This window comes from Stappia taiwanensis, assembly GCF_014635285.1.
GTDB lineage: Bacteria > Pseudomonadota > Alphaproteobacteria > Rhizobiales > Stappiaceae > Stappia > Stappia taiwanensis.
The window spans coordinates 41207-67028 of the sequence record NZ_BMCR01000003.1; the positions used below are offsets into that span (position 1 = coordinate 41207).

Consider the following 25822-nt stretch of genomic DNA (forward strand, 5'->3'; position numbering starts at 1 on the left):
GCAATGGTGGATCGTCCTGCGGTCGTGGCACTGCGCTTGCCAGTTCAAGCCGATATCAGCGGTTTCACGGAGATACGGTCGGACGCCGATATCCAGCACAGCCTGCTTGCCTATCCAGATGGCGGGACCTCGACCGACGTACAAAGCTGGCTAGACCGCAAGCGTGAGGATATCGATTGCGTCCTTCTGACCGTTGCCAATTCACGCGATGCGATGGTTGGCTATGTGCAGTTCGCGCAAATTCATCGGCGCGGGCGCCATGCGCATTTTGGCATCGCCATTTCCCGCAAGTGCTGGCGTCATGGGTATGGCCGGGCTGCCGTTGCCGCAGCGCTGGGCCATGCGCGGAGCGAACTTGGACTGTGCAAGGTAATGCTTGAGGTGCGGGCGGATAATGTTGCCGCCTGCAGGATCTATGAGAACGCCGGTTTCCGGACTGTTGGAACTATGCAGCGCCATTATTATGACGGTCTGCGTTGGCATGATGTCAATTTGATGGAAGCCCTGCTGGAGAAGACGGTATGACACGGGTGGTCATTTCCCAGCCGATGTACCTTCCCTGGGCCGGTTTTTTGGCGCAGATGGCTCTCGCAGATGTTTATATCTGGCTGGACGATGCGCAGTTTTCCAAGGGCAGCTTCACCAATCGGGTGCAGGTCAAGACCGACGCCGGCATGAAATGGCTGTCGATTGCGCTCGAGGGAAAGGGAAGCCATCGTGCCATTCACGACCTCGCTCCCGCAAAGGCCGATTGGCACCAAGCCCACCGCGCGCTTCTGTTGCAGGCCTTGCGTGACCGGCCTCACGCGAAGGCGGTGCTGGACCTGTTCGATGGGTTGCCCTTCGACGCTGCTCTTGTCGAGACGCTGATCGCCAGTGCGGAGGCTCCAGCTGCAAAGTTGGATGTGTTGCCGGCGCGGCGATTGCGGTCCTCGAAAATGGGCGTCGATGGTCGCTCGTGGGACCGGGTCCTGCGTCTTGTGCAGGCGGTCGGCGGAACCGAATACATCACCGGGCATGGCGCGTTGTCTTATCTCGACCATGAGACCTTCGAGGCTGCCGGTATTGCCGTGTCCTACATGGACTATGCGCCGCGGCCATGGCCGCAGTCGCCAGCGCCTTTTACGCCCTACGTCACGTGTCTCGATCTGCTTGCCAGTCTTCCCGCTGAGGAGGCGGCTACCCATTTGTGCCCTGCGACGTTAGGCTGGCGTCAGTTCAAGGATCGTAAGGAAACCGGATTGTGACCAAGGATATTGCAGCGCACGCGGACGCCTTCCGCAAGGACGGATATACCATTATCCGTGGTTTCTACGACCCCGCAAAACAGGTCGAGCCGGTCCGGCAGGGCGCTCGCTGGATCATCGAGGCGCTGTGCCGCAAGTATGGCGTCGATGCACCGACCGCGACGGTCGAGGACGCGCTCGGTCCGGGATACCTCGCCCTTGCCGCCGCCAGCCGTGCCTGGGGTGGGGAAGTCTATGATGCGGTGAAGCAGATACCGGCCTTCATGAGCCTTGTCAGCGATCCGCGCAATTCAGAGCTGTTCGCGGCCCTGCGCCCGGGCGCGGTTCCCGGATTGGCGGCAGGCGGCTACGGCATCCGCATCGATGCGCCGGGAGAAGCGAAGTTTCGTGCGCCCTGGCATCAGGAGTTTCCCGCCCAGTTGCGCAGCCCGGATGGCATTGTGTTCTGGTCGCCGCTGATCCCCGTCTTTCCGGAACTGGGACCGGTGGAACTGGCGGTCGGCTCCCACAAGGAAGGCATTGTCCCGGTGTGGGAGGATGACGGCGGCGTGGGCAAGACCGGTGCCTATGCGCTGCGTCTCGACCGGGAAGAGGAACGGCTTGCCCGCTATCAGCACGCTGCGCCGCTGACCGAACCTGGTGACCTCATTTTGATGGATTTCCTCACCTTGCATCAATCCGGGCAAAACCGTTCTGATATTCCGCGTTGGTCGATGCAGTTCCGGTATTTCAACTATGCCGATCCGCTCGGCGAGAAGCTGAGCTGGAAAGGCTCGTTTGCTGCGGGGCAAAGCTTTGCGACAGTCCTGCCGGAACTGGTGGCCTCCCGATGACTCAATGCCGCATTTGCAAAACCGAGATGCGGGCGCCGGCCTATGCCGCGCCGGCACCGGCGATGACGTCGCTGTCAACCCTGATCGCAACGCCTACCGAGGTGTTCGTCTGCGATGCTTGTGCGCATGTGCAATCACCGGATCTGCCGGATGTGCAGGCGTTCTACGATCGCGAGTACCGGATCTCGTTGCAATCCGACGAACACGATCAGCTCTATGAACAGCGCGACGATGGTCCGGTGTTTCGAACCGGACATCAGGCGTCGCTCGTTCTGGGCCTTGATCTGCCGGATGGTGCGAAGGTTCTGGATTTCGGCGCCGCCAAGGCGACCACCCTGCGTGCGGTTCTCAAGCAGAGGCCGGACCTGCATCCTCATGTTTTCGACGTGTCCGAGGACTATCGTGAGCACTGGAATGGCTGGGTCGACGCTGCCGACCAGGCCACCTATCGGTTGCCTGAGGCCTGGACCGGGCGTTTCGACTTGATCACAGCCCATTTCGTGCTGGAGCATGTGACCGATCCGGTCGGCATTCTGGCGGAGCTGCGCGCCTGTCTTGCGCCGGGTGGGCGGTTGTTCTTCACCGTGCCTGATCCGGTCGGCAACTCTGGCGACTTGCTCGTGGCCGACCATCTCAATCATTTCACCACCTCCAGTCTGACGGAAGCTTTGCACCGCGCCGGATTGCGGCCGCTAGCGATCCGCCAGGATCAGTTTCGCGGCGCCCATGTGGTGTTGGCGACACCGGCTCTGAATGGGGAGACGCTTGGTCCGGCGACCGGCGCGGCATCATGCGCTGAAACCGTGCGGGATTTGCTGAAGAATTGGGAGCATGCTCTGTCGAGCATTGATGCAGCTCAGATCGATGGCAAGACATTTGCGATCTATGGCGCAGGCTTCTATGGCACGCTGATCGCCAGCCGCTTGCCGGAGAAACCGGTTTGTTTTCTTGACCGAAATCCGCATTTGCAGGGAACTGAGCATATCGGTTGCCCGGTGTTGACCCCGGAGGCATGCCCGGTCGGGGTCGAGCTGATTTTCGCAGGGCTCAATCCGGATCATGCGCGGCGCATTCTGCCTGCCGACGCCGCCTGGAAGCCGGACGGGGCGCGGATCGTCTATCTCAACGGGTAAGCGACAGTGCCGCCAAGCATTGGTCACGTTGCTCTGCATTGTCATGGGCTGCGCCGGTCCCTATAAGATCGGCGCTGTCATCCTGAACATCCCACAGCGGGCGCGGGGCTCAAGAGTTCATGAAAGCCGTTATTCTCGCCGGAGGTCTCGGAACCCGGATCTCCGAGGAAAGCCATCTTCGGCCAAAACCCATGATCGAGATCGGCGGACGGCCGATCCTCTGGCACGTGATGAAGATCTTCGCGGCCAATGGCATCTCCGATTTCGTGGTTTGCCTCGGCTATCGCGGCTACATGATCAAGGAGTATTTCGCCAATTACGTGCTGCACGCCTCCGATGTCACCATCGACGCGCGCAGCGGCGAGATCATCTATCACCAGACCACCGCCGAACCCTGGCGCGTCACCCTGGTGGAAACCGGCGCCGATACGCTGACCGGCGGCCGGGTCAAGGCGGTTGCCGACTATCTCGATGCCGATGAGCCGTTCTGCCTGACCTATGGCGATGGTGTCGCCGATATAGACATCGCCAGCGAGGTGGCCTTCCACAAATCGCACGGCAAGCGGGCGACCGTTGCCAGCGTCATCCCGCCGGGCCGCTATGGCGCGCTGGAAATGACCGGCAACCGGGTCGACCGTTTCACCGAAAAGCCGCCGGGAGACAACGCCCGGATCAATGGCGGCTTCTTCGTTCTCAACCGCGATGTGATCGATCTGATCGACGGGCCGCAGACTTCTTTCGAGGGCGAGCCGCTGATGGAGCTGGCCAGCTCCGGTGAGCTGATGGCCTGGCGCCACGATGGCTTCTGGCACCCGATGGACACCTTGCGCGACAAGAACCACCTGGAACAGCTCTGGCAGGGTGGTAAGGCGCCCTGGAAGGTCTGGTAGCCCGTGACAGCGCCCAATCCTGAGTTCTGGCGGGGAAAGCGTGTCTTCCTGACCGGCCATACCGGCTTCAAGGGCGCCTGGGCGTCCCTGTTGCTTGCCCGTCTCGGTGCCGAAGTGACCGGATATGCACTCGCGCCGGAAGCTGAGGAAAGCCTCTTCGCCCTGGCCGGTTGCGACAAGGGCATCGACAGCCGGATCGGCGATATTCGCGATCGTGCGGCGCTGGCTGCGGCGGTGGCGGATGCGCGTCCGGACATCGTGCTGCATATGGCGGCACAGGCCCTGGTGCGCCGATCCTATGCCGAGCCGGTGGAAACTTGGCAGACCAATGTGGATGGCACGCTTCATCTGCTGGAAGCGCTGAAGCCGCTTGGCCATCCGCCGGTGGTTCTGGTGATCACTTCCGACAAGGTCTACCGCAACGACGAGACCGGACGTCCCTTCATCGAGGAAGATCCGCTCGGCGGCCATGACCCCTATTCGGCGTCCAAGGCGGCCTGTGAAATTCTGACCGCGAGCTGGCGCGATTGCTTCGCCGCCGACCATGGCATCCGCCTGGCAAGCGCCCGGGCCGGCAATGTGATTGGCGGCGGTGATTTCTCCCTGGACCGGATCGTTCCGGATATCTGGCGCGCGGTGCGGGACGGGCAGGAGCTGCAGTTGCGCAATCCTGGAGCGACCCGGCCCTGGCAGCATGTGCTCGATTGCCTGAACGGTTATCTGCTTTACATTGAGGCGCTGGCGGGTGAGGGCGGTGTGCCGCTGTCGCTCAATTTCGGCCCGGCGGACAGCAAGGGCCGGACCGTGCGCGAGATCGCCGAGGACATTCTCTCCGCGATCCGGCCGGGCAGTGACTGGGCGCAGGCCGCTGACACCGGCCCGCGCGAGATGGCCAAGCTGACCCTTGACACCAGCCGGGCGCGCGCTTTGCTGGGCTGGACGGATCACCTTGCCGGCGCGCGCCTGTCCACCTGGACGGCGGACTGGTATCGCGCCTGTGCGGAAGGGGCGGATATGCGCGCGCAAACCCTGAGCCAGATCGACAGTTTCCTGAACAACGCAGGCCAATCGCAATGACTGCAAAAACTCCCGCCTGCCGGTTCTGCGGCGCGCCCCTCGACACGTTGTTCGCCGATCTCGGCGAAACGCCGCTGTCCAATTCCTATGTCACCGAAGCCGATGTCGCGGCGGGTCGGGACACGGCCCATCCGCTGGTCGTGAGGGTCTGTGGCTCCTGCTTTCTCGTTCAAGCGGATGAGGTGGTGCGCCACGCCGATATCTTCGACGCGGATTACACTTACTTTTCGTCCTATTCGGACAGTTGGGTCGCCCATGCCGGCCGCTACGCCGAGGCCATGCGGGCGCGGTTCGATCTTGGCCCGTCTTCCCGGGTGATCGAGGTTGCCAGCAACGACGGCTATCTGTTGCAGCACTTCAAGGCGGCCGGCGTTCCGGTGCTCGGGGTCGAGCCCACCGCGAGCACCGCAAATGCGGCGATTGCCAAGGGCATCGACACCCGCATCGAGTATTTCGGCAAGGCCTTTGGTCAGAAGCTTGCGGCGGAAGGGATTCGCGCGGATCTGACGGCGGCCAACAACGTGCTCGCCCATGTTCCGGACATCCTCGACTTTGCCTGCGGTTTCACCGAGGTGCTGACGCCGGAGGGCGTGGCGACCTTCGAGTTCCCGCATCTTTTGAACCTGATCAACCTCGTGCAGTTCGACACGATCTATCACGAGCATTTCTCCTACCTCAGCCTGCTGGCGGTGGAGCGGGTGTTCGACAAGGCGGGTTTGCGCGTTTTCGACGCCGAGGAACTGCCGACCCATGGCGGGTCCTTGCGGGTCTTCGCCTGCCGCAAGGCGGCGGGTCATGCGGAGCTGCCGGGCGTTGAGGCCATCCGTGCCGCCGAAAAGGCGGCCGGGCTCGACACGCTGGCCGGCTATGCCGGGTTCCCGGAAAAGATCCGGGCCTGCTGCGACAGCTTCCGGGCCTTTCTCGACACGGCGCGCGCAGAGGGGCGGACGGTTGCCGCCTATGGCGCGGCGGCCAAGGGCAACACCTTCCTCAATGTGTGCGGGGTAACGGCGGAGGAGATCACCATGGTTGCCGACCGCAGCCATGCCAAGCAGGGCAAGCTGCTGCCGGGCAGCCATGTTCCGATTGTCGATCCGGCAGAGCTGATCGCCTCCCGTCCGGACTATGTGGTGATCCTGCCGTGGAACCTGGCGGACGAGATCCGTGCCCAGCTGGGTGAGCTGGAACAGGGTGGAACCCGGTTCGTCACCGCCGTGCCCGAGACCCGGATCTTGTGATGCTGAGCTTCCAGGCAACCGACCTGCAGGATGTGGTGCTGGTGGAAACCGGCGCCCACCGGGACGAGCGCGGCGCCTTTGCCCGGCTCTACTGCCCTGAGGCCTTTGCCGCGGCGGGGATTGCCTTTACTCCCAGCCAGATCAACCTGTCGACCAATACGCTGCGCCACACCTTGCGCGGGCTGCATTTTCAGGCAGCTCCCTGGGCGGAGGCCAAGTTCGTACGGGTGGTCACTGGCGCGATCTATGATGTCGTGCTGGATCTTCGCCCGGACAGCCCGAGCTATCGCCGTTGGCAGGCCTTCGAGCTTTCGGCGGATAATCTGCGCGGCTTGTTCATTCCCGAAGGCTGCGCCCATGGCTTCCTGACCCTGGAGGATGACACCGGCGTTCTCTACCAGATGGGACGGCCCTATGAGCCCGGACATGCCGCCGGCATTCGCTATGACGATCCGGCCTTTGCGATCGACTGGCCGGCGGCGCCGGTCTTGATCTCTCGGGCCGACCGGGAGTGGCCGCTGTTCGCCGGGTGAAACCGGGGGGAAGCCCCATGTGCATTGATCTTGTCCATGCGTTGACCCTGTATCGCCGGGCAACGTACCATCGACCGCAAATTGTATTTTCCCTCAAGATATATGGATAATCCGATGCAGTCAGCGCTTTCGCTCTTTCGTGGATTTGCCCGCTCGCGCCTCACTGCGCTGTTTGCGGCGCCTCTGCTTCTGGCCCTTGCCGGTCCGGCCGTCGCGCAGACGGAAAGCCCGGCCAAGGCTGCCGGCGATGCTGCCCCGAACTGGGTCGTGCAATGCGCGGAGGCCAAGGAAGGCAAGGCGAAACAGTGCCGCGCGCTGCAGAATATCGTCATGCAGAAAACCGGACAGCGGCTGCTGACCGTGGTGGTGGAGCCGCGCGACAAGGCGCCGAACCATGCATTGGTGCTGGCGCTGCCCCATGGCGTGTTCCTGCCCGCCGGTGCCTCCATCCAGGTCGATGATGGCAAGCCGGCGCCGATGGTGATCCAGACCAGCGATGCCAATGGCGCCTATGCGGGCATGGCGATCACCGATGAGCTGCTTGCGTCGATGAAGAAGGGGGAGACCCTGAAGATCGCCTTCAAGACGGCACAGCGTCAGGACCTGGCGGTGCCGGTCACCCTGATCGGCTTCACCGCCGCTTATTCGCAACTGGGCAAGGCGGCGACGAACTGACCCGGCTCGGTTCTTTCGCTCGGCCGGGTTGAGGCCCGGCCACCTGCGAGGGCGATGATTTTCGCCGCCCCCGCAAGGCGTTATGTCGACAGGTTGCCTCAGGCGGCGCTGGCCGCGATCTGGCGCATCAGGTCTGGCCAGTTGCGCATGGAGATCAGATGGCAGTAGATCGCGCTGAGGGCGCCCGCCTTGCGCAGGTCAAGAAACGCCTCGTCCGACAGGGCGTTCAGCCGGTTCTCGTCGACGATCTGGAAATCGGCCACCGTCAGCACCTCGCCTGAGGGCAGGGTAAAGCGGCCCTCGTTCGGCACCAGCAGGTCATGCTCGGCCAGCTTTGCCAGAACCGCCTCGCTTTCCCGTGCTTCGCGCTGATAGGCGCCGCAAAAGTCCAGCGCCTTGCGGGTCGCCTCGGTGGGCTCGCCGTTTTCGAACAGCGCCGTGTCGCCATCCTTGCTCAGCTTGCCGCTCCGCGCATCGATGCACAGCGCGAACTCTGTCGAGGCGTCGTTGCGCGCGAGGATGAAGGGATAGCGGCGCACGTAGGAGGGCACATAGACATCGTCCTTCCAGGCGCCATCGGCATCTACGAAGAGATTTTGATCGCGCCGCAGGCCGAGCACGGCGATGGCCGCCGGCGGGGTGGTGTTGGCGGCAAAAACGATCGGATAGTGGCGCGCGGCCGGGGCGAATTCCACCGCATTGATCGGCACCGCATGGCATCCGCGCGCGAAGTCGAAATTGGGCCGTGTGTCCAGTGACAGATCACCATGCCGATCGGCGCGCACCGGCTCAGGGGCTTGGTAGAACAGTGGCAGCCCGGAGGGACCCGCGCCGTCTGCGCGCGTTGCGCCGTTGTCGGCCGAAGGTTGCGTCATGGTGGTCAAATCCTCATTTGCGAAAAAGGTTTTCTGTTGGCCAATGGGGCATCAAGTTTTTGTACAGTTCCAACGCTAAGTTGCCTAGAGTGACGTGCACAGGCAATGCGCGGTATCGGTACCTTGCGTAGGGGCCGTGCGTCTTGCGCATGTGCAGACGGTGCATCAGGAGCAGGCATGACAGCTGACACGACCGACCAGGCCCCGCATCGGGGGGTAACATTCCAGGATCGGGAAGTCCTGCTGGATGGTGGTGCTTTCCACGGCTGCGTCTTTATCCGCTGTCACATGGTCTACGAAGGCGGCGTGCCGCCGGTGTTGTCGGGGTGCCATTTCGAGGGATGTCGCTGGGGCTTCGCCGGAGCGGCGGCCAACACGCTGCTGATGCTCGGGGCGTTGCGGCAGGGGGGCTTCGAAGGGGTGGTGGACACGACCCTTGCGGCCATTCGCGATGGATCGGTTCTGAACAGCCCCGCGGCGGAGGCGGTGGCGTCGACGATGAACGCATCGTCTTCGGCCACGCGCCGGGGGGGGATCGATCTGGGTTTCGGCACCTTCCCGATCCCCCGGATTCTGCGCCGGCGCTAGCCCGCGACTGACCCCACGGCCACCGAATAGCGTCACGCGCAGACGATTTAAGGGAGCGATTTGCATGAACGACTGGCCTGCCCTTGAGATCCTGACGATGGAGGATTTCGAAACGCGCCGCCACCGCAAGCTGCATCTGGCCGCTGGCGGTGAAACCATGCCGCTTGAGATCACCGAGATCACGAAGATGGGGCAGTCGCAAAGGAATGGCGGCGCGTTCTCGGTGGTGTTTCGCGGCCCTTCCGAGCCGGTCGTTGACCAGGGCGTTCACTGCCTTGAGTTCGAGGGCATGAAGCCGCTGGAGATCTTTCTGGTGCCGGTTGGCGAGGACGATGGTGGCCGGCTCTATGAGGCGGTCTTCGGCTGACGCGGCCGTCGCCCCAAGAGACGCGACCGGCCGTTACGCCTGAGGGTTTGGGCCTGAGGGGAGAGGCGGCCGGTTTTCTTTCTGAGCTGTGCGATCCGCGCGAGATCAGCGCGGCGCCGGATCCCACCGCATCAGGTGGTAGACGCCTTTGTCCTCCCGCTTGGTGAAGCCGAGCCGCAAGTAAAGGCGCATCGCCGGATTGTTGTGCTCCACATGGATGCCGACCCCAAGGTTATCGCGCGTCGCCAGCGCCATCACGTCCCGCATCATCGCTTCGCCAAGACCCTGCCCACGGGCCTCTGGCAGAAGCGCAATGTCGATGACGCGAATTTCCGATGGCCAGCGTTCCAAGTATAGCCGGCCGATCGGCGCCTGCCGCCACTCGACAAGGAGCCAGTCCGCATCCGGGAAATGCGCCATGTAGTGGCTGTGCTGCGCCCGGAACTGCATGTCGAGAAAGGCCGATTTCTCGGCCGCGCTCCAGGGGAGCGGGGCGAGCTCCTCCGCTCGGGTCGATCCGTAAAGCAGGCTGAGGAAGGGAAGATCCGCTTCCTGGATACGGCGAAAGCGCAGGCCGCGCGCCCGCGCACGCGGCAAGGGGGGCAGGCGGCGCCGGCTGGCGGTGCCGTCCGGAATGGTGAGCGTGTCGGCAGGCATCTCAGCCGGTCTTTGGCGGGGTCAGGTCCCGCACCACGCCAAACGTGCCGATGCCGCTCTTTGCCAGCGTGTCCCAGCCGACCTCCCAACTGGTGGAATCGATCGTGTATTGCGAGAGGCACTGCAGATCGGCGTTGGCATCGACCCGCTGGAAGAGCGTCAGCCGGCCATCGGCGTTGTAGTCCATGGCGATCTCGCCGAACCCGGAGGCCACGCCGATCTGTTCCCAACCGATCCACTGCTGAAAGGCCGGGTCGATCTGCACATTGCCATGTACCCCCTTGTTCTCATCAATCGCGACAAGGACGATATGCGATGCGGCATTGAAGGAAGAGGTCAGCGCAACCAGTGGAACGCCGGTCATGCCGAGCCGCGCCCAGGTGGACCAGGTGGTCGCGCCGGCTGGCTGTTGCCGGATCTGAACGACCTGCGCCAGCGCGCCGATCATGAAGATGTTGACCGCGCCCTCGTGGTCGAGAACGACGGTGGGGGCAGAGGCCGCGCCGCCGCTGGCGCTGGTGTCGAGGCGCTGCCAGCCGGTCCAGTCCGCCACCTTCAGGGAGACGTCGGTCTTCTGCTGGTTGACGTAAATCTTCTTGTTCTCCGCCTCGGTGCCAATGGCGGCGATCAGCACGCGCCCATCCGCATTGTTGCCGAGGGTAATGCGGGACACAGGCGTGTCCGTGCCGAGGGATTGCCAGTCGCTCCAGGGCGTCTCCGGCGGCGCGGCTTCATGGACGGTAATGGTGATCGGCTCGGTTTGCCCCGGCGGGACCTGCTCGATGGTCTTCTCGACGATCCGGTCCGGGTTCTGGTAGATCCACCAGACCGCGCCGGTCGCGTCGTCGACGCCGAAGACCGCGACCCGGCCGCCGGCGTTGATGGTCATGGCAAGCTGGGCAAAGCCGCTGCAACCGGCCGGCAGGCCAAGACTGACCGGTGCATTCCACCGTTGCGCCCCATCCGGCGCTGCTGGCGCTTCATCGATGTACTGGACCTCGGCTGAGGCCTTGGCCTGCGCCGCCATGGCGACCCGGCCATCCGAGGTGGCGCCGGTCGCCAGTACGCTGTAGGCGGTGTCGTTGATCCGGGTCCACTGCGTGGTCCATGCCCCGTTCGGGGCCGGTTGGGCGTTCCAGGAGAGCGTATCATCGGCATTCACGTCGATGGCGATCACCATCAGCCGCGAAAGTTCAGCGAAGGGCGTTTCCCCTGGCGCGCCCTGCGGCAGGAACGCTTCCTCTTCCAGCTCGATTTCAGTTCTCTCGGCATCGCTCATGATCGCGCTCCTGTGCGAAAATCGTGTCGTGGCGGGGCCGCGCTCAACCGCGGGAGGGATAGAGCCCCTGCAACGCGATGATGAAATTGATGGCCAGAAAAGGCTGCAGGTTGTTGTGGGGCTGTGACCCGCCGGCGGGCAGCACCGCGGCATCCTCCATGGGGACAAGGTTGCTGCTCGTGTCGGTTTGATAGGCCGGGCCGCCCATCGACTGGGCCGGGACCTGGTTGGCAGAGGGCACCTGAGACGAGGCGCGGAACGTGTCCGCGCGCATCGTGTGCCGGTGCTGGGGCATCTGCGCTTCGGTCAAGGTCACCGTCTCGACGCCGCCGCGCTGGCCCAGGCGCCGGGAGGTCAGCCCGGGGCCCCGGCCGGGATGCATCGGTGCGCGCCCTTCAAGGTTCGGCAAGGCGGTGGTGGTGCGGCCATCGCCGCCATAGGTGGTGCCGATCAGCGAGAACAGCGCCGTATTCTGGGCAATGGGCAACAGTTGGCCGTTGCAGAAGGCCCAGCTTCTGGGAGCGAAATTGCCGGCGAAGATGCGGATTTCCGCGATGAAGGGTTCAGACATGGCGGGTCTCCCTCAATGCCGGCTGGGATAGATGCCGAACAGCGCGATAATGAAATTCACGCACAGATACGGCATCAGGTTGGTATGCGAGCGGCTGCCGCCGGTGTTGGTGATGGCGCTGCTGGCGAACTGATCGGTGGGGGAGGCGTCGGTAAAGATGGCGACGGTGGGGCTTTCACCGATCAGGGTATTTTGCGGCGAACTGACGGTGGCCATGTCGGTCGTCGCATTGTAGGTGTGGCCATGGGAGGGAAGCTGATTGACCGTGAGGGTCACCTTCTCCGCACCGCCCTTGGCTCCGAGGCGGCGCTCCGACAGGCCCGGCCCGTGGCCGGCGTGGATCGGAATGCGCCCGCGCAGGTCCGGAAGCCCGAAGGTGGTGCGCCCGTCGCCGCCGTAGATGGTGCCAAGCAGGGAGAACAGGGCGTCGTTCTGTGAGACAGCGAGCAGTTGCCCGTCGCAAAAGGCCCATCCGCGAGGGGCGAAATTCCCCGCGAACATACGAATTTCACCGACAAAGGGTTCGGACATTCAGGTGGCCCTCCCAAGCCTTCAAAGGAAGCGGTCGTTCTGTCGTGGGGATCAGTTGCGTGAGGGGAACAGGCCCTGGAGGGCGATGCAGAAATTGACGGCCAGATACGGCTGCATGTTCTCATGCGCCTGGCTGCCGCCGACATGGGTCAGTGTTGCGGAACTGAGGGGCTGGCGCGATGCTGCCGATGAGGACGGGGTGTAAAGGTCTGGCGTCGCCGCCAGGATGTGACCGCCTGGCAGAATGTGATTGGCCGGGGTATTGGAGGCATAGGCGATATGATCGTGCTGCGGCATCTCATTGGCACTGAGCGTGTGGGTTTCCTCGCCGCTCTTCTGGCCCAGCCGATGTTCGCTTCCTCCGTCACTGCGCCCCACATGGATCGGGGTGCGTCCGCGCAGGTCGGGGAGGGCGAAAGTGGTGCGCCCGTCGCCGCCATAGGTCGTCCCCAGCAGGGAATAAAGCGACTGGTTCTGGTTTATGGGCAGGATCTGCCCATCGCAAAAGCCCCAGCCACGTGGTGGGAAATTAAAACCCACCATCCGGACTTCGGCGAGGAATGGCTCGGACATACGGTGTTCCCCAATTTGGTCAGCGAGAGGCTTATGCAATTATAGATTGCTTAATTTGTAAAAACCCCTCATGCGAGTATGCTGTCCTTCCGCTACGCAATCAAGGGTATTCGCGCCTCCGCCAATGATAAATTTCCGGATCTCGCACCATCGTTGATCAGGGCAGCGGGCAAGCCCCGCCGCCCTGGATCACACCGCCGCTAGCCAGGGACGTGGCGACGACTGGAGTGCCGGTGTTGCGGCCCTGCAGATACGCCTCGATCGCGGCGCCGTCATTCGCAGCTCCACCATAGCCATTGAGGTTGAGAGTCCCGTTCGACATTGCGCGAACGGCGATTTCCTGGGCAGTGGGTGTGGTGGTCGTCAGGTTGTTCTCAAAGCCGGCGCCGCCAAGATCGAGGCAAAGCTGATTGCCGTCACGGCTGTCGGCGAAGACTGCCGCGAAGGCGAAGGCGGAACCGGTCTCCGTCACGGTGTTGTTGCGGACCGTTGCGTTCAGGATTGCCTGATTGGAGGTGCCGTCCTTCGCTGTGAGGACGATGCCCGCACCGCCGAAGTCATGGATCGTGTTGTTCTGGATCAGCGCGGTCATCGTGCCGGCGCTCGCGGACGTGGCATGTCCAAGGATCGTGAGGGAGATGCTATCGTAGCCGGCGGAGCCGATGACCCCCGCAGTGCCAATCGCGTTGCCGGTGATTGTGATCGCGTTACTGGAATTGCTGTTTGCGTGGTGAACCGCGATCCCGCCGCCGGAGAAGCCACCACCGACGGAGGTCATGGTATTGCCGCTGATCGTCGTTGAGGTGACAGTGGCGGTTCCGTCCAGGGTCAGGTGGATGTTGTAATCAGCGTTATTGCTGAAGCTGCTGTTCTGCACGGTGATCGTGCCGACGGAAGCGCCGGTCTGCAGATCGATGGAGATGCCATCCCGCAACGAGCCGGTGGTGACATTCCGCAGGGTGCTGTCATCGAGCAGGAACGAGGTCATCCCCGTTGCGCCCGTTTGCTGAAGCACGCGGATATTGGAGTCGAAATTGCCCTCAGCCAGGACTTGCGACAGGTCGTAGGTGCCGCTGCCGTCAATAATACTCAGGCCATGCTCTGCATTTGCATTGCCGTTCGACGACAGGGTCATTCCGTTCAGTGTCAGGTTGTTCACGCGCAAGGCATCGATGCCTTGGTCGGCGGACCCCGTGACCGTCATGTGCGACAGGTTTACGTCGACCGTATTGTTCAGCCAGATGCCCGTCCTTGTGCTGTTCTGGATCGTGCCGCCCGAGCCGTTGCCGCCCCGCGCCGGAGCGGTTCCGTCGCCGGTCACGGTAAGGCCGCCCGCACCGCCGGTGGTGTCGAGGAAGATGCCGTAGCTCGTACCATTCGACGAGATCGACTGGAAGGTCAGTCCGGCGGCGTCGATGGTGGTGTCGGTGACACGGAGCGCTGTGCCGGTGGTGGTTGTCAGGGAGTTGCCCGCTCCCTGGACCGTGACCGTGCCACCGTCGGCTGCGACGAAGCCCGCACCCGCCGTCGCGTCGATATCGAGGCCGCCGCCGATGAAGCTGATCGTGGAACCTGTATTCGCAGTCAGGCTGACGGCGGTCTGCATGCCGCTGTTGATCGTCTTCGTGCCACCGGAGAAGTTGAAGGTGGTCCCGCTGACGCTGTTCGCCACCAAAAGGCCGGTCCCGGTGGACCCGGTGATCGTCATGTTTCCCGTCAGATTGACCGTGCCGCCGACGCCGAGGAGCCTCATGCCGGTCCCGGTGCTGCCGGTCGAACGGGTGTGCGTCGCGTTCAGGTTCAGCGTGGTGTTGCTGATGTCCAGGACCGCGCGGCCGTTCGAAGTGAGGCCGCCCGCACTCGTCGTGCCGATATTCAGCGTCCCGGTGTTGCTGGCAAGAATGGCCGATGCGTTGACTGCGGAAATGCCTTGTATCGTGCTGAAGGTGAAGGTGCCGGTGTTGTTGACGAGCTTGAGGCCGCCGCCGCTTTCTCCCGCGTCGTCGTGATCGATCCAAAGGGTCTCGATGGTGATGCCGCCGGCACCCAGTGTCGTGTTGGCGATGTCGACCGCATAAGTGTCTGCGCCGAGGATGTTGTTTGTTCGAATCGCACCGCCGGAAATGGTCAGTATGCCGCCGTCGTTGGCGACGATGGCCTGACCGGTCGTCAGCGGCCCGCCTGTGCGAGGATTGTCGTTGTAGACGAGATTTGTGAAGTTGATGGTCGCCGTACTGTTGTTCGTCAAGACGAAGCCGTCGCCCGCGCCTGCGCTGGCGTTGGCCCAGTTTCGGACCTCGATTTGAGCCTGGAAGTCGGCGGCAAAGCTGGCGGCGGAATTGGTGATCGCGACACCGCTTCCCGTTCGATTGTGAATGATCGAGCTGCCGGTGAGAGTGAAGCTGCCCGAGTTGTTGTCGAGGCGAATGCCGGTCGCGACATTGTCCGCCGTTGCGTCTGATCCGATGGTCACCGTGCCGAAGGAGAAGGCGCCGGAGGACGAGGAAATGTCGATGCCGTTCGCCGTGCTGCCGGCAATGTTCATCGCGTTGGCAGTAAAGGTGCCTGCTCCGCCGACGTTGGTCATCGTCACGGCATTGCCGGTGATCTTGCCGGACGAGGCGAGCGTGTCGAAGGACATGCCGCTGGCAGCGATGCTGACGCCATTCAGTGAGATCAGCTGCCCGGTGGTGGTGTTGATCGTGTTGGTGCCGGTGGCGGTGCCGGAAAGGGAGCCGCCGCCCGAGCCGTCAAGCCGCAGGCCGCTGGTCAGCGCCAGACCTTGGAAATCGAAGGTGGAGGCGCCCGAAGTGGTGGCGACGTCGATTGCGTCGCCGCCGGTCCCGCCGCCGATGCTGCTGAACCGGACGATCAGGTTTTCAGCCGCCGCGTAGCTGGCGGCGATGCCATCGAACGTTCCGCCATTGGTGATCTGGACGTTCTGGATGCCGGAGGATCCGGCAAGGGTCACCGTGTTGCCGGTGGCGGAGGTCAGGGTCGGCAGCACCGTGTCGATGCCGGTAGCGGGGGCGGCGACCACCGAGGACGAGCCCATGCCGGTCAGCTTTACACTGGCCGGAGCCCCGCCGCCGGAGATCCCGAGGGTCGAAACGTCGATGCTCTCGCCGGCGGCAAGGCCGATCAACACCTGTCCATCGGCAAGGTCGAGCGAGGTTTCGCCCTGGGCGTTCAGGTCGATCAGGTCGCTGGACCCATTCACATTGGTATCGATCAGCACGATCACATCGGCGCCGGAGGCTTCCGCCTCGCCAGCGGTGCCCGGGTCGGCGAAGGTGCCGAGGCCGGAGGTGCCGGCGTTGTCGATGACGAAGACGGTCGGGCCTTGCAGGTTGGCGACATTGCTGGCGCCGAAACCGACATCTTCGAAATTATACTCGCCGGTGGCGGTCGTGCCGGTCGTGACAATGGCGAAATTGCCGGCAATGCCGGAGGTGTCGATCAGGCTGGCGACCGGTGCGGACCCGTCGCCATACTGGAAGCGGACGCCATTGGCGATGTTGGCGTTGGTCAGATCGACACCGACCTGCACGCCCTGGATCGTGCCGGAATTGGTGGTGACCACATCCTTGCTGTTGTCGTAGCCGGTGAGGTCGATGCCCTTCGAGCCAACCTGGCTTGTGCCGCTGATATCGAGGCGCGCGAAGGTCACCTGCCCATCGAAGGTGCCGCCGGAGAGGTTCAGACCTGTTCCCGCGCCGAGATTGGTGATGTCGACATTGCCGAAGGTCATGTTGCCGTTCGTGCCGGTCGCACGGATACCGTTGCCGCCCGCTCCCATGGCAATCGTCATGTCGCCAGTGGTGAGCGTTCCGGAGTTGCCAGTGAGGAGCAGACCGTCGCCACTGGTCGGCATCAGGTTGACCGCGCCGAAGGTCATATCCGACGACACATTCGTCGCGGCGATCGCCGACCCCAGGGTTCCCGAGATCGAGGTGGTTCCGCTGACGGTGAATGCGCCTCCGGTAATGGTGTGGAGCCCGAGGCCCGCAGGACCTGCGATATTCGTGCCTGTGATGGAGGTGAAATTGACGCCGCCGGCGCCAACGGCAATACCCGCGAAGTTGGCGATCTGCGCGTTGTTGACCGCAAGTGATCCGGTGCCGACGGACAGCGTTCCGCCGTTCTGAACGATCATGCCGAAGCCGCCATCCGTCGCCACATCAATGTCGGCGAAACTGACCGTGACGGCCTGGGTAGCGTTGTCGATGAACACGCCGTGGCCGCCAAGCGCGGTCGTGGTCCCCAGATCCAACGTGCCGGTAAAGGAGATCGTATGCGCACCGGTCGCGCCGCTCGACAGAATGCCGCTCGATCCCGCGCCATTCGAGACGATGGTGCCGGCATGGGTGAAGCTGCCGCCAGAGCGGCCGGTGATCGATACCGCGGTTCCGGACGTATTGTTGATCGAGCTGGCGCCGTCGAAGGTGAAGACCGCGTCGCCCCCGTCGATCGACAGCGTGTTGCCGCCGGAAATGTCGACATTCACTGCATTGATGGTGCCGCCGGCATTGTTGAAGGCAATGCCGGCGGCCGCGCCGGAGATCGAGATGTTCTGCAGCGTCGTCGTGCCGGTGGCGTTGTTCAGCGTGATCGAGGTCCCGGTCACGCCGGTGCTGGTCATGTTGCTGATGGAGGAGCCTGCGGCATTCAGCAGAATGTCATTGGCGTTGCCGGAGAAGGTGACACCGCTGATGGTGGTGTTGGTCGAGGGGGTGATCTCGATGCCGTAATTGGCAAAGTTGCTGATCCGGGAGCGCTCGATCAGCGTTCCCGTGGCGCCCGTGCCATTGTCCTTGATGCCGCGTGCGGCGGTGCCGTTGCCTTCCAGGTCGAGACCAGCGATGTGGTTGCCGCTGGACCCCAGCGTGACCACATTGTCGCCCGCGCTGGTGGTCAGCGTCGCCGCGCCGTTGCCGGTCGGATCGTCGATGGTCAGGCTTGGGGCGAAGAGCTGGATGGTCGGCGGCACCGTGAGATTGACGGCGACTGCCTGGCTGCCGCCGGCCCCGTCGCCGAAACTCAGAAGTTGCTGCGTGTCTTTCAGATTGAGGGTGTTGTCGCCATTGGTGCCCGCAGCTGTGATCGCACTGCCGTTGTTGATCAGGATGATGATATCGTCGGTTGCCGCTGCAAGCTCCGCATCGGCAAGCGTCATGGGGTTCGCCGCATCCGATCCCGACCCGTCGCCGCCGCCGGCGGCCCCATCGGCATCGACGAAATAGATCCGGCCAACACCGAAGCCCTTGCCCGGGCTGCCCGCGAAGGCCACGTCCTGGAAATTGTAGGTGCCGGCGATCGGAGCGGAACTGGCGTCGATGGCCGTGGTCGCGTCGATGGTCGATCCGGTGTCGATGCCGTCTTCGCCGTCGCCAAAGGTGAAGTTGGCGTTCGAGGCCGCATTGAGGAACACACCGGTATCGACGCCGGCGATCGAGCTGGACGTACCGCCGGCGGCCGTATCGCCAAGACGGATGGTCTGGCCGCCAAGGACGCCGCGCAGGTCGACACCGATGGTGCCGGTGGCGCTGCTGCTGATCAGGTCGAAATCATCGGCCGTCACGGCGGCGTTCAAGGTTGCGCCGCTGACATCGAAACCGGTGCGGTTGTCGTTATCGAGTGCAATGTCGATGTTGTCGAAATGGATCGCCCCATCGATCGTACCGGCGATCCTGATTGCGGCGGCGCCGGCGGGAAGCGCTGGAATGAGCGGCGCGCCAATCGTGCTGTCCGTGCCGGGGTTGGTGATCGTCACCTGGCCGAAACTGATCACGCCGGAGGTATCGGTGATGCGGATCGCATCATCCACCGTATCGGCGATCGTTGTGGTTCCGGATACGGAGAAGCTTCCGGTATTGCCGTTGAGGTCGAGGCCGATCGTGGCGCCGCCGGTGGTAAATTCCAGGCCGGCACCTGGCGCCAGCATCGGCGTCGATTGGATGTCCAGGGTGTTGAAGCTGATGTTCGCCGCGGAATTGACCACCTTGACCGCAGAGGTCTCGCTCCGGAGATAGTTTCCGCCGACCTGGGAGGAGACTTCCGGGGCAAGGATCGTCGCCGCACCGGTCACGGTGAAGGCTCCAGTGAAATTCCGAATCAGAAGCGCGTGCCCGCCGTAGGACTGGGTCAGGGTCAGATCGCTCAGGGTGATGGTGCCGCCAACAGGACCGCCGCCGCCGAAGCCGAGTGACATCGAGCCGCCGACGACCGATCCGTCGGCGATGTTCACGGCAAGACCCGGCTGATTGCCCTCGACCTGCAGGGTCGTGCTGTAGACATTGGCGTCGTAGTCGTCGAAGGCGATCGTGCCTTGGTTCGGGCCGGTGAGCGTATTGAAGAAGATGCCGCTTCTGATCGCCTGCGCGGCGCTGCCCGCCTGGAAGCGGCCTCCGGCAACGGTCTGCAATCCGGCGGTGGCAAGATCGCTGTCGAAGGTCACGCCACTGAAGGTGACGCCGTTGCCGAACAAGGTCGGATCGAAGGCGGTGGCATCGCCAACCAGCGTGTTGTCGGAGAAATCGGTGACGATCAGGTTCCCTGCAGGGCCAAGGCCGCGCAGGCGAACGCTGCTGTCCTCCGTCTTGAAGGTCGAGTTGGCAATGGAAACGATCGCCCGGTCGTCGCCCTGGGTCTCGACAAGGATGCCGAATTCGTTTTGGGCAACCGCCGCGCCCGAGGCATCGTGGTTGATGGTGAGGCCATTGATGTCCAGCGTCAGGCTACGTGTCGCGCCGGCATCGTTCTGGAGGACCTTGAGGCTGCTGAAACTGCTGCCGGAGGCCACCGTGTTCAAGGTGCCGCCCTTCAGGGTGAATGAGCCGTCGACATTCTGGAGCAGCACCGAGTCCATATTGGCGTTGGTCGCATTGACCTCATCAAATGTGACGTTGCTGTTGATGCCGTTCAGTTCAAGCGCACGCGCGTTGGTCGCCGTCACCCTCTCGCTTGCCGCGTCACTGATCCGCAGCGTGCCGCCGTCGAAGGCGAGCAACCCAGTGTACCCTTGCGTGGCGATATCGAGGCCGGCATCGAAGGCAATGGTGGACGCTTGCCCATTGTTGTTGATGGTGACGCCCATGCCGCCACCGAGCGCTGTCGTCGTGCCGAGCGATACCGTGCCACTGAAGGTCACGTCGCTGGCGGCCGTGGCGCCGGAAATGGCGATGCCGCTCGATCCCGCGCCATTCGAGGCGATGGTGCCGGCATGGGTGAAGCTGCCGCCAGAGCGGTTGTCGAGGGTCACCGCGGTCCCGGCGGTGTTGTCGATCGAGCTGTCGCTGTCGAAGGTGAAGACCGCGTCGCCCCCGTCGATCGACAGCGTGTTGCCGCCGGAAATGTCGACATTCACTGCATTGATGGTGCCGCCGGCATTGTTGAAGGCAATGCCGGCGGCCGCGCCGGAGATCGAGATGTTCTGCAGCGTCGTCGTGCCGGTGGCGTTGTTCAGCGTGATCGAGGTCCCGGTCACGCCGGTGCTGGTCATGTTGCTGATGGAGGTACCAGCGGCATTCAGCAGAATGTCATTGGCATTGCCGGAGAAGGTGACACCGCTGATTGTGGTGTTGGTCGAAGGGGTGATCTCGATGCCGTAATTGGCGAAGTTGCTGATCCGGGAGCGCTCGATCAGCGTTCCCGTGGCGCCCGCGCCATTGTCCTTGATGCCGCGTGCGGCGGTGCCGTTGCCTTCCAGGTCGAAACCCGCAAGGCGGTTACCACTGGCCCCCAGCGTGACCACATTGTCGCCCGCGCTGGTGGTCAGCGTCGCCGCGCCGTTGCCGGTCGGGTCGTTGAGGGTCAGGTTCGGGGCGAAGAGCTGGATGGTCGGTGGCACGGTCAGATTGACGACAATGGCCTGGCTGCCGCCGGCCCCGTCGCCGAAACTCAGAAGTTGCTGCGTGTCTTTCAGATTGAGGGTGTTGTCGCCATTGGTGCCCACGGCTGTGATCGCACTGCCGTTGTTGATCAGAATGATGATGTCGCCGGCCGCCGCCGCAAGCTCCGCAGCGGCAAGCGTCATGGGGTTCGCCGCATCCGATCCCGACCCGTCGCCGCCGCCGGCGGCGCCATCGGCATCGACGAAATAGATCCGGCCAATGCCGAAGCCCTTGCCCGGGCTGCCCGCGAAGGCCACGTCCTGGAAATTGTAGGTTCCGGCGACCGGAGCGGAACTGGCGTCGATGCCAGTGGTCGCGTCGATGGTCGATCCGGTGTCGATGCCGCTTTCGCCGTCACCAAAGGTGAAGGTCAGGTCAGTCGCGGCGCCGAGCAGCACGCCGGTGTCGACGCCCGAAATGCTGGCATTCTCGCCGGCAACCGTTGTATCGCCCACCTGGACCGTGCCGCCGCCGGTGGCGGTTTGCAGATCGATGCCGATGGTGCCGGTGGTCGAGGAACTGGTGACGTCGAAGTCGCCGAAGGTCATTGTGCCCGAGTAGGCGCCATCGATATCCAGCGCCGTCTGGCCCTGCAGCAGGTTGGTGTCGAAATCGGCGATCGTGATGGTGTTTGAGACGGTTCCAGACACCGAAATGGCGTTGGTCCCGTTGGCGGTGCCGTTGATGTCGACATCGCCGAGCACGATGTCTCCACCGGTTGTCGCTCCGCTGAGCGAGATGCCGTTTCCGCTCGTTGCGATATTCACGGTGTCGAAATGCAGTCCGGCCGATCCGATGGTGGAATTGAAGAGCAGGAGGCCGGTGCCGGTTCCCGAAGCGGTCAGCGTGTTGAGGCCGGGCGCGCTTGCGACGCTGGCCCGCGCGCTCGAAATGCTCAAGGCGGTGCCGCCGGTCGTCGAGACGGCGAGGCCGCCCTCGAAGCGTGTTTCGCCATCACCATCGTTGTCGGCGATCGTCACAGCCGTGCTGGTCTGGGATGAGGTGCGCACGTTCGTAAGGGTCGTCGTCGCGTCCGCGTCATGCGATCTTATGCCGTTGAAGACGGCGTCCAACCGCGCTTGGTTGGTCGTGTTGCCGAGGTTGATCGTGCCGCCGGCATCCGAGCCGATGGACAGCGCAGAGGAGCTGGGAGCTGAGGTTGAACCGATCTGTACGGTGCCGCTGGAGGTGGTGCCGAGATTCAGCGTTCCGCTCGTTTGCGCAATAACGATACCGCTGGTCCCGCCGTCGATGTTCAGGCCGGTGATGCCATTGGCGGTTCCCGTGCCGATCGAGACCGTGCCGTTCGCGCCGGAAACGGTAACGCCCGCGCCACCGGCGCCCAGGTCGATATCCGCCGCGGTCAGCGAGAAGCCGTTCGCACCGCCGACGCCCTGGATTTCGATGGCCGCGCCGGTATGACCGTCGAGGTCGGCGGAGCCGAGCGCGATCCCGCCGAGTGTCGTGTCCAGGTTGGCGGCCCGGATGCCGGGCAACACTCCGCTCGAAGAGCCGGTGACGGAATCGAAGGTCACCCCACCGGAGCCGATCGCCGTGCCGTAGACATTGAAGGCGGTGCCGCCCGATGTGGAGATGCTCCGCGTCCCGGCCGCCGCCACGCTGATGCTGCCGCCGTTGGTGGCAAGAAACCCGTCGGAGCCGGTGGTCGCGATCTCCAGACCGCCAGTGAAGGCGTTCGCCGATGATTGGCCGTTGTTGTCGATACCGACGCCCACGCCGCCACCGAGCGCTGTTGTGGTGCCCAGCGACACCTGACCGCCGAAGGTCACATCGTTCGCAGCCGCAGCGCTGTGAATGACAATGCCGGAGGCGCCGGCGCCGTTCGACGAAATGGTGCCGAAGTGGCTGAAGCTGCCGCCAATCCGGCCGGTGATTGACACTGCGATCCCGGAGGTGTTGTCGATCGAGCTGGAGGCGTTGAAGGAAATCGCCGCATCTCCGCCGGCCACGCGCAGCGCCTTGCTGCCGGTGATGTCGACGTTGTTGCCGGTAACGGTCCCCTGGGCATTGATGATGGCAACGCCCGTGCCGGAGGTATTGTCGACCGAGACATTGGTCAGGGTCACGGCGCCGGTGGTGTTGGTAAGGGAGATGCCGTTGACGGCGGTTGTTCCGCCCGAACCGATGGTGACCCCTTCGATGGTCAGACCGGAAATACCCGTGCCCGACAGCGCCGTTCCCGCACTGCTGCCCAGGGTGATGTTGCGCACGGCATTGTTGTTGCCCACCTCGATGGTGCTGACCGCGCCCGACGAATTGGTCAGGGTCGCCGCGCCATTGCCGGTCGGGTCGGAAATGACCGTTGAGCCTGTGGGGATATTGTCGCCGGTGATGCTGGCCGCAACCAGAAGGCCGGCATCGACAAAGGTGCGGCCGTCGCCGAAGGTATCGACGGTCTGGTTGTCGCCAAGGGCGAAGGTCAGGCCCGCCGTGTCGATTGCCGCGCCATCGTTGATCAGGATGAAATTGACGGTGCCAAGGCCCCCGGCGGCGCCAATCGCGGTGGAGATGGAGGCCCGATTGTCGACCGAGGAGCCATCCCCGGTGCCGGTTGCCGTAGCGGCGACGAAATAGTTCGGCGTGCCGGCGGTCAGGAAGTTGAACCCGCCGGTAAAGGTGGTGGTGCCGAAGGAATAGCTGCCGCTTGCGGCGTTGACGCCGATGCCGTCGAGCGCGAAGGCGAGCCCGCCGATGTCTCCGCCACCCCAGGTGAACACCGCATCGGGCGCGGCGAAGGCCGCGCCATTGGTGCCAAGCACGATGCCCACGTCCACATTGGTGACGGTGCCGCCATTGGTGATGGTGACACTGCGTCCGTTGAGCGTGCCGGAGATGTCAACGCCGCGGCTCCCGGCGACACCGGTACCGGTAACGTCCAGGCTCTGCATTGTGAGCGTGGCGTCGGCGCCCGCCATATTGAGACCAGTGCCGCCGCCAAGACCGGTGATGTCTACATCGCCAAAGGTCAGGGTCGCATTGGTGGTGCCGCTGAGGTCGATGCCGTCGCTGGATGCGGCTGCGCCAAGGCCGTTGATCTCGGTGGTGCCGGAAAAGCCGTAGCTGCCGCCGCCGCTGACCTGGATTCCATCGCCGCCAACCGTGTTGGCGGTGAAATCGGTGACATTGATCACGCCGGTGTTGTTGGTGAAGGTCAGCGCGTTGCCGGTGACATTGCTGATGCTGACCGTCGACAGCGTCGTTGTGCCGGTGTTGTTGGCGATGGTGATGCCGCTGCCGGCGCCGTTGATGGTGATGTTCGACAGGGTGGCGGCGTGGTTGTTCAGGAAGATGGCGCTGCCGCCAATGCCGCTGAACGAGAGGCCCGACAGCGTCAGGTTGCTGGCGCCGGTGATGTGAATGCCGTCGCCCGTGGTGTTCTGCAGCGACAGATCCTGCAAGGTGGCATCGGCAACCGCGTTGCCGCCCACCGCGATGGCTCCGCCCTGGATCGTCAGGTCGCGGATGGTCGCGCCGCTGGCAAGGGTGACGGTGGTGACGCCCGGGTCGCCATCGATGGTGCCATTGGTGCCCGAAAGCAGGAAATTGGTGGTGGTTCCGTCGCTGAGCTGTACCGCGACCGTCTCGCCGCCGCCGGTCAGGATCTGCCCCTGCTGCAGGGTGACGCCGGAGGTGGAAATGGTGCCGTTGTCGCCAAGCGCGATCACCAGCCCGTCGACGCCGGCATTCGCCACCGCCGTTGCCAGGGAGGTCGGGTCGGCGTAGGAGCCGGTGCCGCCGCCGACGCTGTCGGCATAGTAAACCCCGCCGTAGACCCGGCCGGTCGCCGGGTTGATCACCGCCACGCTGCTTGCGGCGGAGGTGTTCGTCTTGCTGCCCGCGCGGATGCCCTTGTCACGGCGCACGCCTTCGGTCATGCGCTGTTCCAGCGGCGACAGGGTGCTTGGAGCGGTCGCCCCCACGGTTTCGCCGAACAGCGGGATTCGCAGCCGGGCCGTTGCCAGCGCGTCCAGATCGTCCTCGCTGTCGAGCACCAGTTCCGCGCCCAGGGTGAAGCGCGAGCCGGAGAAACCGAGCACGTCGTTGATCCGATACTCCAGACCAACCCGGCCGCCGCTCTGGGTGTCATACCCGTCCCGGTCGTAGACATAACCGCCCACGTAGGTGCGCAGCTTCTGTTTCTCGCCAAAGGGCGAGGCGAACAACGCGCCGATCTCACCGGTCAGGCCGTAAAGCAGTGCCTCGGAACTGTTGATTCGGGAGCGGTTCTCCACCAACTGATTGTTGGTGATGCTGACGCCGTCCGACCGAAGCGCCGATCCGGTCGAGGTGCCCCCGCCGATCGGAATATGCGCATTCAGCCGCAGGTCGAAGATCGAGGTGAAGGCTTCAAGGCCGACGGTTGCGCCGCCGAAGTAGTTGCCATTGTCGGTCTTGACCGCATCGGCGAAGACATTGGCGCCAAGGATCAGGTCCGGTCCGACGATATGGCGCATACCCAGGCCCACCGATGTGGAGCCGCGTGCGTTTTCGCCCACATCCAGCCGGAGGTCGAGGAAGACGAGCGATTCGCCGTCCTGGGCCAGGGGCACAAACCCTTCCAGGAAGCCGGCGGCCTCGGACCCGGCCTGTGCGCCCAGTTCACCCCAGGGACCCCAGACGGGAGCTGCGTCCTGGGCGTTGGCGGAGGCGCTCGCGCCAGCCAGCAGGGCGGCCGCGCAGGAGGAGGAGAGGAGTTCTCGTCCGGCGCCTTTCAGGAACCGGGAATGGGGGACCGGATAGGAAATGACACTCTCCCAGGAGTTCGGTAGGCAAAACACGGTCCGAGTGGGGAGGTGGTGCCGAATGGACTAACTCCACCATCGGTAGAAAGCGTTAATCAGT

Annotated in this window: 18 protein-coding genes; 11 read left to right on the forward strand and 7 right to left on the reverse strand. The window is 63.9% G+C overall.

Annotated elements, in window-relative coordinates:
* The first annotated feature begins 3 nt into the window (after positions 1 to 3).
* From IEV83_RS07600 to IEV83_RS07635, 9 genes are all read left to right on the forward strand, one after another.
* Positions 4 to 525: a GNAT family N-acetyltransferase gene (locus IEV83_RS07600; protein WP_181760845.1), complete on the forward strand. Its 522-nt coding sequence runs from the start codon at positions 4 to 6 to the stop codon at positions 523 to 525.
* Positions 522 to 1247, forward strand: coding sequence for a WbqC family protein (locus IEV83_RS07605; protein ID WP_181760844.1), 726 nt, complete (start codon positions 522 to 524; stop codon positions 1245 to 1247). The genes IEV83_RS07600 and IEV83_RS07605 overlap by 4 nt, the downstream gene beginning before the upstream one ends.
* Complete coding sequence (locus tag IEV83_RS07610) at positions 1244 to 2080, forward strand: phytanoyl-CoA dioxygenase family protein (protein WP_224911277.1); 837 nt, start codon at positions 1244 to 1246, stop codon at positions 2078 to 2080. The genes IEV83_RS07605 and IEV83_RS07610 overlap by 4 nt, the downstream gene beginning before the upstream one ends.
* 62 nt (positions 2081 to 2142) lie before the next feature.
* The gene (locus IEV83_RS20210; protein ID WP_181760843.1) at positions 2143 to 3213 is read left to right on the forward strand and encodes a class I SAM-dependent methyltransferase; all 1071 of its coding nucleotides are present in this window, start codon (positions 2143 to 2145) and stop codon (positions 3211 to 3213) included.
* A gap of 119 nt (positions 3214 to 3332) precedes the next feature.
* Positions 3333 to 4103, forward strand: a complete 771-nt coding sequence (gene rfbF, locus IEV83_RS07615; RefSeq protein WP_181760842.1) for a glucose-1-phosphate cytidylyltransferase — start codon at positions 3333 to 3335, stop codon at positions 4101 to 4103.
* Positions 4104 to 4106: 3 nt separating this feature from the next.
* Complete coding sequence (gene rfbG / locus IEV83_RS07620) at positions 4107 to 5180, forward strand: CDP-glucose 4,6-dehydratase (protein WP_181760841.1); 1074 nt, start codon at positions 4107 to 4109, stop codon at positions 5178 to 5180.
* Positions 5177 to 6418, forward strand: a complete 1242-nt coding sequence (locus tag IEV83_RS07625) for a class I SAM-dependent methyltransferase (protein WP_181760840.1) — start codon at positions 5177 to 5179, stop codon at positions 6416 to 6418. Before rfbG ends, IEV83_RS07625 begins: the two co-directional genes overlap by 4 nt.
* The gene (locus tag IEV83_RS07630) at positions 6418 to 6951 is read left to right on the forward strand and encodes a dTDP-4-dehydrorhamnose 3,5-epimerase family protein (RefSeq protein ID WP_181760839.1); all 534 of its coding nucleotides are present in this window, start codon (positions 6418 to 6420) and stop codon (positions 6949 to 6951) included. Before IEV83_RS07625 ends, IEV83_RS07630 begins: the two co-directional genes overlap by 1 nt.
* Before the next feature lie 114 nt (positions 6952 to 7065).
* Positions 7066 to 7626 (forward strand): invasion associated locus B family protein, encoded by a 561-nt coding sequence (locus IEV83_RS07635; RefSeq protein WP_181760838.1) that lies wholly within the window; start codon positions 7066 to 7068, stop codon positions 7624 to 7626.
* Positions 7627 to 7724: 98 nt separating this feature from the next.
* Here IEV83_RS07635 and IEV83_RS07640 read toward each other — a convergent pair whose 3' ends face one another.
* Positions 7725 to 8501: a SapC family protein gene (locus tag IEV83_RS07640; protein WP_181760837.1), complete on the reverse strand. Its 777-nt coding sequence runs from the start codon at positions 8499 to 8501 to the stop codon at positions 7725 to 7727.
* A 177-nt stretch (positions 8502 to 8678) separates the two neighbouring features.
* Between IEV83_RS07640 and IEV83_RS07645 the strand changes: the two genes are divergently transcribed.
* Both IEV83_RS07645 and IEV83_RS07650 read left to right on the forward strand, forming a co-directional pair.
* Positions 8679 to 9089: a hypothetical protein gene (locus tag IEV83_RS07645; protein ID WP_181760836.1), complete on the forward strand. Its 411-nt coding sequence runs from the start codon at positions 8679 to 8681 to the stop codon at positions 9087 to 9089.
* A 64-nt stretch (positions 9090 to 9153) separates the two neighbouring features.
* Positions 9154 to 9456 carry a DUF6916 family protein gene (locus IEV83_RS07650; RefSeq protein WP_181760835.1) on the forward strand — a complete coding sequence of 101 codons (303 nt, stop codon included), beginning with the start codon at positions 9154 to 9156 and terminating at the stop codon, positions 9454 to 9456.
* A gap of 105 nt (positions 9457 to 9561) precedes the next feature.
* Here IEV83_RS07650 and IEV83_RS07655 read toward each other — a convergent pair whose 3' ends face one another.
* The 6 genes from IEV83_RS07655 to IEV83_RS07680 form a co-directional block, all read right to left on the reverse strand.
* Positions 9562 to 10113, reverse strand: a complete 552-nt coding sequence (locus tag IEV83_RS07655) for a GNAT family N-acetyltransferase (protein WP_181760834.1) — start codon at positions 10111 to 10113, stop codon at positions 9562 to 9564.
* Position 10114: 1 nt separating this feature from the next.
* The gene (locus tag IEV83_RS07660) at positions 10115 to 11392 is read right to left on the reverse strand and encodes a DUF8189 domain-containing protein (RefSeq protein ID WP_181760833.1); all 1278 of its coding nucleotides are present in this window, start codon (positions 11390 to 11392) and stop codon (positions 10115 to 10117) included.
* A gap of 43 nt (positions 11393 to 11435) precedes the next feature.
* Positions 11436 to 11963 (reverse strand): phage tail protein, encoded by a 528-nt coding sequence (locus tag IEV83_RS07665; protein ID WP_181760832.1) that lies wholly within the window; start codon positions 11961 to 11963, stop codon positions 11436 to 11438.
* Between the two features lie 12 nt (positions 11964 to 11975).
* Positions 11976 to 12494, reverse strand: a complete 519-nt coding sequence (locus IEV83_RS07670; RefSeq protein ID WP_181760831.1) for a phage tail protein — start codon at positions 12492 to 12494, stop codon at positions 11976 to 11978.
* A gap of 51 nt (positions 12495 to 12545) precedes the next feature.
* Positions 12546 to 13067, reverse strand: coding sequence for a phage tail protein (locus IEV83_RS07675; protein ID WP_181760830.1), 522 nt, complete (start codon positions 13065 to 13067; stop codon positions 12546 to 12548).
* Positions 13068 to 13224: 157 nt separating this feature from the next.
* A complete protein-coding gene (locus IEV83_RS07680; RefSeq protein WP_181760829.1) occupies positions 13225 to 25758 on the reverse strand; it encodes a right-handed parallel beta-helix repeat-containing protein in 12534 nt (4177 codons plus the stop codon).
* Between the last annotated feature and the right edge of the window lie 64 nt (positions 25759 to 25822).